Source organism: Streptomyces sp. AP-93, from assembly GCF_022808175.1.
GTDB lineage: Bacteria > Actinomycetota > Actinomycetes > Streptomycetales > Streptomycetaceae > Streptomyces.
In genome coordinates, this window is sequence record NZ_JALGBX010000027.1 from 128,889 (window position 1) to 140,506 (window position 11,618).

At 72.6% G+C, this 11,618-nt stretch carries 9 protein-coding genes and 2 pseudogenes; 2 read left to right on the plus strand and 9 right to left on the minus strand.

The window, feature by feature from the left end:
- Nucleotides 1–50: 50 nt before the first annotated feature.
- The 6 genes and pseudogenes from MTF69_RS34835 to MTF69_RS43885 form a co-directional block, all read right to left on the minus strand.
- On the minus strand, nt 51–1,091 hold the full coding sequence (locus MTF69_RS34835) for an LLM class flavin-dependent oxidoreductase (protein WP_243340379.1): 1,041 nt from the start codon (nt 1,089–1,091) through the stop codon (nt 51–53).
- Nucleotides 1,092–1,168: 77 nt separating this feature from the next.
- Nucleotides 1,169–1,966, minus strand: a complete 798-nt coding sequence (locus MTF69_RS34840) for a GNAT family N-acetyltransferase (RefSeq protein ID WP_243340380.1) — start codon at nt 1,964–1,966, stop codon at nt 1,169–1,171.
- A gap of 52 nt (nt 1,967–2,018) precedes the next feature.
- Complete coding sequence (locus tag MTF69_RS34845; protein WP_243340381.1) at nt 2,019–3,041, minus strand: transporter substrate-binding domain-containing protein; 1,023 nt, start codon at nt 3,039–3,041, stop codon at nt 2,019–2,021.
- 133 nt (nt 3,042–3,174) lie between these two features.
- Complete coding sequence (locus tag MTF69_RS34850; RefSeq protein ID WP_243340382.1) at nt 3,175–3,984, minus strand: amino acid ABC transporter ATP-binding protein; 810 nt, start codon at nt 3,982–3,984, stop codon at nt 3,175–3,177.
- Nucleotides 3,981–4,943 (minus strand): amino acid ABC transporter permease, encoded by a 963-nt coding sequence (locus MTF69_RS34855; RefSeq protein ID WP_243340393.1) that lies wholly within the window; start codon nt 4,941–4,943, stop codon nt 3,981–3,983. Before MTF69_RS34855 ends, MTF69_RS34850 begins: the two co-directional genes overlap by 4 nt.
- A 219-nt stretch (nt 4,944–5,162) precedes the next feature.
- A pseudogene (locus tag MTF69_RS43885) lies at nt 5,163–5,704 on the minus strand (hypothetical protein).
- 210 nt (nt 5,705–5,914) lie between these two features.
- On the opposite strand from MTF69_RS43885, the pseudogene MTF69_RS43890 reads away from it, so the two are divergent.
- Nucleotides 5,915–6,046, plus strand: a pseudogene (locus tag MTF69_RS43890) (ectoine/hydroxyectoine ABC transporter ATP-binding protein EhuA); the annotation flags it as partial.
- A 68-nt stretch (nt 6,047–6,114) separates the two neighbouring features.
- Here the strand turns inward: MTF69_RS43890 and MTF69_RS34875 are convergent.
- Both MTF69_RS34875 and MTF69_RS34880 read right to left on the minus strand, forming a co-directional pair.
- Nucleotides 6,115–6,996 (minus strand): carbon-nitrogen hydrolase family protein, encoded by an 882-nt coding sequence (locus MTF69_RS34875; RefSeq protein ID WP_243340383.1) that lies wholly within the window; start codon nt 6,994–6,996, stop codon nt 6,115–6,117.
- 8 nt (nt 6,997–7,004) lie between these two features.
- The gene (locus MTF69_RS34880) at nt 7,005–8,507 is read right to left on the minus strand and encodes an APC family permease (protein ID WP_243340384.1); all 1,503 of its coding nucleotides are present in this window, start codon (nt 8,505–8,507) and stop codon (nt 7,005–7,007) included.
- A 147-nt stretch (nt 8,508–8,654) separates the two neighbouring features.
- On the opposite strand from MTF69_RS34880, the gene MTF69_RS34885 reads away from it, so the two are divergent.
- Entirely contained in the window at nt 8,655–9,293 is a 639-nt protein-coding gene (locus MTF69_RS34885; protein ID WP_243340385.1) for a TetR/AcrR family transcriptional regulator, read from the plus strand.
- A gap of 98 nt (nt 9,294–9,391) precedes the next feature.
- Here MTF69_RS34885 and MTF69_RS34890 read toward each other — a convergent pair whose 3' ends face one another.
- On the minus strand, nt 9,392–11,221 hold the full coding sequence (locus MTF69_RS34890; protein ID WP_243340386.1) for an IPT/TIG domain-containing protein: 1,830 nt from the start codon (nt 11,219–11,221) through the stop codon (nt 9,392–9,394).
- Nucleotides 11,222–11,618: the final 397 nt, after the last annotated feature.

The following is an 11,618-nucleotide window of genomic DNA, read 5'->3' on the forward strand; positions in this document are numbered from 1 at the left end:
GTGAAAGGGTGGTGCAGGGGGGATGCTTCTGTCAACAGTCCTTCGCTACCTCACGCGAAGGCGGGGTCCGGGATCGAGCGGCGCAGCACCGGCGCGATCCGCGACTGGAACAGTGCGAGGGAGTCCCGGTGCTGGGCCTCCGTGAGCCCGCCCGGCTCGGCCTGGAGGTGCAGGACGGTGTGGCCGAACTCCTCGTGGTAGCGGTGCACCTTCTCGATCACCTGCTCGGGGCTGCCGATCAGCGCCGAACTCCGCTCGACGAAGTCCTCCAGGGTCGGGAACACCGGATCCAGCCCCTGCGCGGCGTGGGCCGCGAGGTACCGGGCGAACGCCGGCCGGTACGCGGCGACCGCCTGCTGCGAGGTGGGCGCCGTGTGGAAGCCCGCCGTGCCCGCTCCCACGACCGCGTGCGCCGGATCGTGTCCGTAGTGCTCCCAGCGCTCGCGGTAGTGGCGGATCAACGCGGCGTACGGGCCGATGGGATGGGTGACGTTCGCGGAGAAGAGCGGGTCGCCGTAGCGCGCCGCGAGATCGACGGACTCCCGGCTCGTGGCGCTTCCGTGCCAGACCCGAAGCGTCTTCTGGTACGGCCTGGGCAGCACCTCGGCGCCGGTCAGCGCGGGCCGGAAGCGCGGCTTCGCCGTCACCTCGTCCTCGATCCAGATCCGCCGGAACAGCTCGTAACCCTCGGAGTTGCGCTCCCACTGGTCCTCGGAGCTCACGTCGAACAGCTCGCGCTGCGCGGTGCCGTTCCCCTTGCCGATCATCAGCTCCAGTCGGCCGTCGCTGAGGTGGTCGAGCGTCGCGTAGTCCTCGTACGCCCGTACCGGGTCCAGCAGGCTCAGGGTGGTCACGGCGGTGTAGAGCCGGATGCGGCGGGTCAGCGCGGCGATGTGGGAGAGCACCACGGGCGGGGAGGACGACAGGAACGGCCGCTCGTGGCGCTCTCCGACCCCGAAACCATCGAAGGCGAGTTCCTCCGCCAGCAGCGCGGCGTCGACGACCTGACGGAACCGCTCGCGCGTGGGTGTCGGGGCGCCCGTCACCGGGTCGGTGCCGTCCGTGATCAGGGTGATGGCCAGGAATTTCACGTCGTGCACCTCGGAAAAAGCATGCCCGAAATACGGGACGCGGAAATGACGGGAGTATGAAAATGAACTCGGAATTGTTAAATGCTTGTGGCGGCAATGTCATCCGCGCCGCCCGGCGCCCGGAAGGCCAGGAAGAAAGGCCTGTGGCGCACGGTGAAACCGATCGACTCGTAGAGGCGGACCGCATCGGTGTTCTCGGCAGCCGTGTGCAGGAACGGGACGTCTCCGCGGTCCCGGATCCCCGCGGCGACGGCGCGGACCAGGCGCGTGGCCAGGCCCCGGCCGCGGAAGCCGGGATGGGTGCAGACCGCGCTGATCTCCGTCCAGCCGGGCGGGCGCAGCCGCTCCCCGGCCATGGCGACCAGCCGGCCCCGGTGACGGATGCCCAGGTACGTGCCGAGCTCGATGGTGCGGGGCAGGAAGGGCCCCGGCTTCGTCAGCTCGATCAGCTCCAGGACCTCGGGCACGTCCGCCGCCCCGAGCCGCACCGCCTCGGGGGCGGGCTCGGCGCGCAGCGAGATGTCGACCAGTTGGACCCCCCGCCCCGACCAGACGGTCTCCCAGCCGGGGGGCGGGGTCAGGACCCCGGAGAGGGAGACGATCCCGCCGGGGCCGGCCAGGGAGTGCAGCCCTTCCCAGGAACGGGCGTCGGTCGGATCCGCGATCGCGGAGAACACGGCGACGTCCGGGGCGTAGCGGGCGGCGCGGCCGCCGGCCCGCACGGCGAAGGCCGCGTGCGGGCCGGACAGCGAGGCCCAGGCCGGGTTGTCGAGGACGTGCGGGGTCACCGGGGGAACCGCGGTCACCTCGGTCACCGCGGTCACCGGGGCCGCCGGGGCCGCCGGGGTCCCCGGGCTGGGGGTGGTGGTGGTCATGGGGGCGGAACCCTCCTTCCGTGGGGTGCCCGGGCCGGGGACGGCCTCGGGGTCAGGAGTTGGTGGTGGGCAGCCCGGGCGGGTTGACCTGCGAGGTGGTCACGGCCTCGTCGGAGAGGTGCCAGGCGCTGAGGAGCTGCGCGTACCGGCCGCTCCCGGCGAGGTGGTTGATGGCCTGGGCCACGGGCTCGGCCAGTCCGCTGTCCTTCTTCGCGGTCGCCGCGATCAGCCCCTGGAGGGTCTCACCGGCGCCGGAGAACGAACCGGCCTTGCGGGTAGGGGCGTTGCCGCTCGCGGTCTGGGCGATGTGGTAGGCGATCGCCGGGTTCGGGCCGAAGTTGAGGTCGATCTTCTTGCCGCTCAGGGCCAGGTAGACGCTGTTGGTGTCGGGGAAGTACTTGACCGTGATGTCCTTGCCCTCGGACTGGAGCTTCTTCTGCCACTCCAGGAGGATCTTCTCCTGGTTGGTGCCCTTGCTGACCGACACCGTCCGGCCCGCCAGGTTGCGGTAGTCGCCGCCGAACTCCCAGGTGTTCTCCTTCAGGGCTTCGAAGGCAAGGTTGTCCTGCCGGTAGGAGGCGAACTCGTACTTCTTCTTGCGCTCTTCGGTGACCGTGACGTTGGAGAAGGCCACGTCGACCTTGCCGCTGTCGATGCCGAGGAAGAGGTTCTCCCACGTGGAGTTCTTCACCACGGGCTTCAGGCCCAGGGTCGCGGCGACGAGGCGGCCGAGGTCGGGCTCCGCGCCGGTGATGGTCTTCTGGTCGGTGCCGACGTAGGTGAGGGGCGGGAAGCCGGCGGGCAGGGCGCCGACCCCGATGACCAGCTCACCGCGGTCGCGCACGGCCTTCGGAAGCTGCGCGCGCAGGGACTCGACGACGGGGACGGACAGCTCGGCCTGCCGGGCGGCCCCGTTGGAGACGGCGCCGATGGTCACCTTGCCCGAGTTCGACGGGGTGCCGGTGGCCTTCGCGTCGCCGCCGCACGCGGTGAGGCCGGCGGCGAGGGCGACGGCGGCGGTCGTGGCGCCGAGGCCGCGGACGAGTCTGTTGCGCAGGAGGGAGGGGCGTTGCATGGCGTTGCCTTTCGGGGTGTGCGATGCGGGGAAGGCCTGGGCGGCGAAGGCCGAGGCGGGGAAGGGGCAGGGGAGGGGGCAGGGGAGGGGGCAGGGGAGCGGGGCGGAAAGGGGGGAGGCCGCGGCGGGGCGGTCAGAGGACCTTGCTGAGGAACTCCCGGGTCCGCGGGTGCGCGGGGTGGTCCAGCACCTGCGCGGGCGGGCCCTGCTCCACGATGCGGCCCTCGTGGAGGAAGACGATCTCGTCGGCGACCTCGCGCGCGAAGCCGATCTCGTGGGTCACGATCACGAGGGTGGTGCCCCCGGTGGCCAGGTCCTTGATCACGGAGAGCACCTCGCCGACCAGCTCGGGGTCGAGCGCCGAAGTGGGTTCGTCGAAGAGGATGACCCCCGGCCGCAGGGCGAGGGCCCGCGCGATGGCCACCCGCTGCTGCTGCCCGCCGGACAGCTGTCGCGGGTAGGCGCCGCCACGGTCCCCGAGCCCCACGCGACGCAGCAACTCCTGCGCCAGGGACTGTGCCTGCGGCCGGGACAGCCTGCCGGTGGCCACCGGGGCGGCGGCGACGTTGTCCAGCACGGTCAGGTGCGGGAAGAGGTTGAAGTTCTGGAAGACGAAGCCGATCCGGCCGCGCTGGGCGAGGATCGTCCGTTCCCGCAACTCCTTGAGCCGGCCCCCGTGCCGCTGGACGCCGATCAGCTCGCCGCCGACGCTGACGTGGCCGGCCTCGGGCTTCTCCAGGTGGTTCAGGACCCGCAGCAGGGTCGACTTGCCGGATCCGGAACGCCCCAGGATCACGGTGACCGTGCCGGGCGCGACGGTCAGGCTCACCCCGTCGAGGACCCGGCGGCCGCCGAACCACTTGTGCACGCCGTGCACCTCGATGGCGGCGCCGACGGCCGGCCGCGAGGGCGTCGCGGCGACCGTACTCGCGTTCGCGGTCATCGGGCCGTCTCCTTCCGGTAGCGGATCCGCAGGTCGCGCAGGCCCGCGCGGGCCCGCTGGAGGGGAGTGGGCACCGGGGTGCGCAGCGCTCCGCGGGCGTAGTGCCGTTCCACGTAGTACTGCACGACGGAGACCAGGCTGGTGAGGATCACGTACCAGACGGTCGCCACCAGCAGCAGCGGCACCACGTCCCCGGGATAGGTGCTGCCCAGGCTCTGCACCGAGCCGAACAGGTCGAGCAGGGACACGTAGAAGACCAGTGAGGTGGCCTTCAGCAGGCCGATCAGCTGGTTGACGTAGGAGGGCACGATCGAGCGGAGCGCCTGCGGCAAGACGATCCTGGCGAACTGGTACCGCTTGGGCAGTCCCAGGGCCGCGGCCGCCTCGTGCTGACCCTGGTCGACGGAGAGCACGCCGGCCCGGACGATCTCGGCGGCGTACGCGGCCTCGCTCAGGCCGAGGCCGACCACGGCGACCACCATGTCGGTGGCGAGCCGCGACTCGTCGAAGGTCAGGAAGGCGGGCCCGAACGGCACACCGATGCTGAGGGTGGGGTACAGGGCGCTGAGGTTGTAGAGGAAGAGCAGGACGACGATCAGCGGCACGGAGCGCAGGAGCCAGATGTAGGTCCAGCTCACCGACCGCAGCACCGGGCTGCCCGAGAGCCGTCCGAGGGCCAGCAGGATGCCGCCGGCCAGGCCGAGGACCGCACTGTACGCGGCCACCTGGAGGGTGATGAGCAGCCCGTCCAGGATCACCGGGCGGGTGAACCAGTACGCGAAGCGGTCCCATTGGTAGAAGGGATTGGTGATCAGCCCGTGGGCGGCCTGCGAGACCAGCACCAGGACGGCGATGCCGGCGACCCATCGCCCGGGCCGGCGCAGCGGGAGGACCCGCTCGGCGGGCCCGGGCGGCCCTGGCGGCCCGGAGGGGCCGCCGGCGGGCGCGGAGAGGAGCAGTGATTCGGTCAAGGACACTCCACGGCTTCGCAATAGGCGCAGAATCGAAAAGCAGCCGTCAAGCCGAACAGGGGGAGGCCGCCGATATCTCTTCTCTTTGTCTGCGGCGTAAGCTAGGCAGCCCGGAGAAGGGGTGTCAACGGCCTGGATATCGGGATGCGTGAAATCGTGTTCCAATTTCATCCGCCGTACATATAACGCCTCTTGGTGAAATGAAACTCAGCGGCCGCCGCGCGAGCTGCCGCGGGCGTAGTGCCGCTCCACGTAGTACCGGCCCGCGGTGGTCAGCACGGTGGTGGCGGCGACGTACCAGAGGGTGGCCACCATCGGCAGCGGGATGACCCGGTAGCTCGGGTTGTAGACCAACTGCACCGAATACAGCAGGTCGTGCACGGCCGGCACGCTGACGATGCTGGTGCCCTTGAGGGTGCCGATCAGCATGCGGTCTCGTGCAGGGTCAGGCCGATGACGGCGGTGAGCGTGGGGTTGGCGGACGGCCGCATCACGGCGAGGACGGTGCCGAACAGGACCCCGAGCACCCTCACCGCGGCGGTCAGCCAGAGGACCAGCAGCAGCCCGTCGAGCACGGCGGAGGGGTCGCGCGCGCGGCCGTGCGACGGCGGTGCGCGGATGAGCCTCCCGGGGAACAACACCGGGCCGGGGAACGGTCGCCGGCGGACGGGCCGAGGAGCCGGTCGCAGCCCTGGTCCGCGCCGAGGTCCGCAAGGCGGGGAGCCTGCGGCTCGGCGGCTCCGTCGGATCCCTCCGGCGGCGTACTACCCCAACGGCCAGGACAAGCGGCCTGCCGGCCAGGACATCGACATCGCCGCCGCCGGGAAGAAGCCGTACGAGGTCAGGGTCTTCTCCGGTCCCGGGGCCGTCACGACGGCCCTCCAGCAGGGCCGGATCGACGTCGTGATGTCGACGCGTGAGCGACAAGGCGGACGCCTACCCGCGGCAGTTGGCCGGCGGGCAGCAGCAGGCTCGTCGTCACCCACGAGCTCGGCTTCGCCCGGGAGGTCGCCGGCACCGTTGTGTTCATGGACGGTGGCGTCGTCGTGGAGCAGGGAGTGCCGGGGGCCGTCCTGGACGATCCCGGGCACCCCGTACCCCCGCACCCGCGCCTTCCTCGCCAACGTGTGGTGAGGGATCGCCGCGGCGGCGGACCGCGTCACACGGTTCCGTCCTCCAGCCAGTGCGGTGTGCGGAAGGCCGCGCCGCCGTACATCGGGAGGGCGATCGACTCCCCGTACCGGGCCAGCTGGTCCCAGGGGCGGTTGATGCCGGTGGAGCCGTAGCGGCGCACCCGGGTGACGGTGTCGAGGTCCAGTACGTCGACGAGCACCTCCTCGCCGGGGCCGGCCTGCTGGCGGACGGTGCCCTCGGGGTCGACGATCGCGCTGGCGCCGACCCCGGCCGGGTCGGCGGCGTTGACGTTGACCACGTACACCTGGTTGGTCCAGGCGTTGGCGCGGGCGCAGACCAGTTCCATCTCCCGGTCCCGGGTGGGTGTCAGGGTGGGCTGGATGACGATCTCCGCCCCCAGCCAGGCGAGTTGGCGGACCGTCTCGGGGAAGGAGCCGTCGTAGCAGATGGCCAGGCCGGCCCGCCCGATGCCGGGGAGGTCGAAGACCGTGAACTCGTGGCCGGGCCGGGCCTTTTCGTACGGCTGCCAGGGGAAGACCTTGCGGTAGCGGGCGACGATCTCCCCTTCGGGCGAGACCGCGATGGCCGTGTTGTAGATGTGGCCGTCCTCCGCGCGCTCGTAGAGGCTCCCCGGGACCAGCCACAGCTCGGTCTCCCGGGCGAGGGCGCAGATCCGGTCGGTGAGCGGTCCGGGGATCGTGACGGCTGCCTGCTCCATCCAGTCGTCGGGCGCGGGCCGCAGCAGCGGGCCCTCCGCGGCGAGCAGGAGTTCGGGGGCGATGACGAGCTGGACGTGGGGGAAGAGCCCGCGGGTGGCGCGGACCTGGTCGCTGAAGCGCTGCCAGCTCGCTTCGAGGTCGTGGGCCACGGGCGTGGTCTGCAGGGCGGCGATGGCGAGAGTGCGCATGGGTGTGGTCAGTCCTCGGTGACGGTGAGCGCGGCGACCGACGTGCGGCCCTCGCGGAAGAAGCGGCGGAACCGGGTGCGGGCGATGAGCAGGGCAAGGGCGCCCGCGGCGATGGAGCCGGCGCCGAGGAGGAAGACCCCGCCGACGCCGTGGAAGGAGGTGCTGCCGTACGCGGGGTCGTACATGTCGTAGGCGCTGCGGGCGAAGGCCGCCAGCATGAGCACACCGCCCAGCAGGGGCAGGACGCCGCGCAGCAGGAAGTCGCGCGGGGAGTCCTGCAGCCGCTTGCGGAAGTACCAGACGCAGGCCAGCGCGGTGGTGCCGTAGTAGCAGGCGATGAGCAGCCCGATGCAGAGGATGGCGTCGCCGAGGAAGTCCCCGGAGACGAGCGTGAACAGGACGAGCAGGCAGGCCGCAGCCGTACCGGCGAGGAGGGTTCCGAAGGAGGGGGTGCGGTGGCGCGGGTGGATGCGGGCCAGGGCCGGCGGCAGGGCTCCGTGGGCGGACATGGACAGGGCGCTGCGGGAACTGCCGACGACGCAGGTGAGCAGCGCGGAGACGGCCGAGACGCAGACGGCCAGCTGCATGACCTTGGCCAGGGCCGTGCCCAGCACCGGCGTTGCGAGGGTGCTCAGTACGTCCGCGGCGTTGTCCGGGTTGCCCAGTCCGATGCCGTCGGCGCCGGTGCCGGCGAAGCTGATCGCCGCGAAGGCGGTGAACAGGTAGGTGCCCAGGAGGACGACGGTCGAGATGACGGCGGCCTGGCCGGAGACGCGTTCGCCGTCGCGGGTCTCCTCGTTCGCGGTGATCAGGGCGTCCCAGCCCCAGTAGATGAACAGGCACAGCAGGACCGCCTCGGTGAGGGATCCGAAGTCGGCGAAGGCGAGGGGGCTCAGCCAGGAGAGGGAGGGGGCGGTGGCGCCCGTACGGGCGAAGGCGGTCACGCCGAAGCCGAGCAGGGCGAGGAGCTGCAGGCCCAGCAGCACGTACTGGACGGAGGCCGCGAGCTGCAGGCCCCGGTAGGCGATCGCGGTGACGGCGGCCAGCAGCAGGATCGCGGTGACCGTCACGGCGGCAGAACTGCCGGCGAGGGCGTGCAGGCCGAGGAAGTGCAGCAGGTAGCCGGCGCCGACCTGGGACAGTGCCGTCATCGCGATGAGCGTGGCGCACAGGGGAACCCAGCCTCCGGTCAGCCAGCCGGTCCGCGGCCCGAAGGCGCGGGTGGTCCACACGAAGGTGGTCCCGCAGTCGGGCATCTCCCGGTTGAGCTCGCGGAAGGCGAAGGCGGTGAGCAGGACGGGCAGGAAGCCGAGCAGCAGCGCGGCCGGGGCCAGGTCGCCGACGGTCAGCGTCACGAAGCCGAGGGTGACGGCGATGCTGTAGGCCGGCGCGACGGACGACAGCCCCAGGGTGACGGAGGCGAGCAGGCCCACGGAGCCGCCGCGCAGCCCCTTGCCGACGGGGGCGGGCGCCGGCCCGGTTCTGGCCCCGGTGTCGGTCGGGTTGGTCATGATGCCTCCTGGAGGCCGCAGGTGTGGTGCGCAGAGCGTGAGACGCTGCGTTAAACGCAGATTTAAGACCGGGCCTCCTGGACCGTCAATAGCCTGGGCGATATTGTTAAACCCAGATTCAGATGATCAACCTGTGGAGGGGGCGGCGTGGCAGCCAGGAAGGGGACCGGCAAGGAGGACCGCCGGATCGAGCTGGGCAAGGCGGTGGAGCGCGCCGTCCTGGTGCGCGGACTGGAGGGCCTGCGGCTGCGCGACGTCGCCGACCAGGCCGGGGTCACCCCCGCCGCGGTGCTCTACTACGGCGATCTGGACGCCCTGGTCCACACCACGTACCAGCAGGCCATCGAGCGGTACAGCCAGGAGCGCGAGGAAGCCGCGGACCGCTTCGAGGACGCCCGCGACAAACTGCGGGCCTGCATCGACCACGGCGTCGCCGGCGGCCCCGACGACGCGCTGACCCGGCTGCTCTTCGAGTACTGGCCGCGCTGCCTGCGCGACGCCCGGGCGGCGGCCCTCGACAGCGCGCTGACGGAACGCCAGATCGCCGCGTACTCCGGCATCTTGGTGCTCGGCCAGGCCCAGGGGTACTTCCTGCTCCAGGACCCGCCCCGCCTGCTCGGCGCGAACTTCGTCGCCATGGAGGACGGTTACCAGATGGAGGTCCTCGCCGGCCGGCGCACGCGCGCCGAGGTGATCACCGCCCTGCGCTCCTACGCCCGGGCGGTCACGGGCCATGAGCTGACCGACGAGGAGCGGACCGGCAGCGCGCCCGCCGACCCCTCCTGAGCGCCGCCCGGACGCGCCGCCGGCCCGCCTCGTGAGGAGGCGGGCCGGCGGCAATCGGTTGGGTGCGGACTCCCGTTGGCGCGGGAGGGAGGCTACGGTCAGGGGCAGGTGGCCAGGAGGACGGAGACGACCGTGCAACTGGCGGTCGCGCTGTCGTTGAGCGGGCCCGGATCGGTCGGCGCGGACGCCGTACGGGTGGCGGAGACCGAGACGCGCCCCAGCGAGAGCAGCCCCAGCGGTACCCGGAACGTCTTGGTGGCGGCCGCGCCGTTGGCGATGGTCCCGTAGGCGCAGGTCACGGTGGATCCGGCGGCCGTGCATCCCGGGGACAGGGTGTTGGCGGACGCGCCCGACGGCAGGCTCGCGGTGAGCGTGGCCGAAGTGACCGTACCGGGACCGGTGTTGCGGGCGGTCAGGGTGTAGGTGAGGTAGGGGACCAGCAGGCTGAAGCCGGGCTGTGCGGTCAGGTCCACGTCGATGTCGGCGGGCGGGAGCTGGTACGTGTACCGGCCCGGGCCCGTCACGGCGCTGGTGCCGCCGGGCGTGGTGACCTGGACGTCCACGGGGCCTGCCGCGTGGGCGGGCGCGGTGGCGGTGCAGGCCGTGGGGGTGCAGGAGAGGCCGGTGGCCGGGTTGCCGGAGCCGAAGACGATCGCGGTGGCGCCCTCCAGGCCAGTGCCGCCGACGGTGACGACCGTACCGCCGGCCGTCGTGCCGACGGCGGGGCTGAGCGAGGTCACCACGGGGACGGGGACGTAGGCGTACCGGCCGGCCGGGGAGGGACCGCTGGTGCCGCCGGGGGTGGTGGCCTGGACGTCCACGGTGCCGGTCCCGGCCGGAGCGGTGGCGGTGCAGGACGTGGCCGTGCACGTGACGTCGGTGGCGGGGTTGCCCGCGCCGAAGGTGAGGACGGCGCCCGACAGGTTGGTGCCGGTGACCGTCACGGCCGTACCGCCCCCGGCCGGTCCGGCGGCCGGGCCGACGGCCGTGACCGTCGGCGGGAGGGTGAAGGCGAACACGATCCGGCCGTCACCGGCGTTGACGCCGTCGGTCAGGGCGACGGCCGAGCCGGGAACCGTCCCGGAGACCAGGCTGGACCCGCCACCGCCTCCTCCGCCACCGCCGCCGGTGGCGCCGTATCTGCCGCCGCCCCCGCCCCGGCCTCCGCCGCCGTACCCGGCTCCGCCGCGGCCGCCGGCGCCCGTCGGGCTGAACACGCCCTGGGCGGCAGCCCCGCCGGAGCCGTTCGGGTAGGCGCCGGGGGAGCCGTTCGGGCCCTCGTTGTCCGCACCGGGCCCTCCGGTCCCCGCGGCCCCGCCGGCCGTGCCGGTGCCCGGACCGCCGCCCGTACCGCCCTGCGCGTCGGGAACCAGGCCGTTGCCGTCGGCGCCCGGCCCGCCGCTGTCACCGCCGGCCGCTCCCGGGTAGGCGGGGGAGCCGATGCCCGCTCCGCCCGCGCCGCCGCCCGAACCGGCCGTCAGCAGGGGCGCGCCCGCGACGGTGGTCACCGCGACCAGGGCGCCGCCCGATCCCGGAACGCCGAACTGCGCACTCGCCGTGCCGTTGGCACCGCGCCGGCCGACGGTCACGTTGAAGGTCTGCCCGGGCGTGACGGGGACGGTCGCGACGAGGCGCGCGCCCTTGCCGCCGGCGGTGCCGTCGGCGGCGTTGCCGCCACCGGCGCCGTCGAGGGTCACCACGCCGCTGGAGACGCCGTCGGGCACCGTGACGCTTCCGGAACCCCCCGCCGAGCAGGTGATCGTGGTCGTGGCACCCGCCAGGACCGGGGTGGCGCACACCCCCTCCGCCGACGCCTGCGGCGCCAGAACCGTCAGGCCGCCCGCGGCCAGCGCCGAGGACGCGGCCACCGCCAGCAGCCGGCGCCGCCACGGTGCGCGCGGTCCGTGTAACACAGCAGTCGAAGACATCGACGTCTCCCCCTCTCGCCTCCGCCCGGCAGCGGCCGGAGTCGCATACTCCCGGGAAGCCGCGGCCGGACGCTCCCGTACGGCGAACCGGAGTGCAGCTTGCTCCGGCGGCGCCGCCCGTTCGCCGGTATTCCGGGGCCCGTTGGAAGGACGGCGGCCCGGTGATACCGGCGGAAGCATCGCAGCGGCCGGGGCGCGGCGGGCACCAAATGCCGGATCGTCCCGCCAAACCGTTGGAAACCCCGAAATCGGCTACCGGACTCGTACGAATTTCCGAGAGGATGCGGGGTTGCGGTGCCGGTGGCTGCTGGCCGCTGCCGTCAGCCGGTCCTACGTTGTTGTGTGGGTTGGACGGGCCAGTCGTAAGGTCCAGAGATCCAGAGACACCGGGTATGGC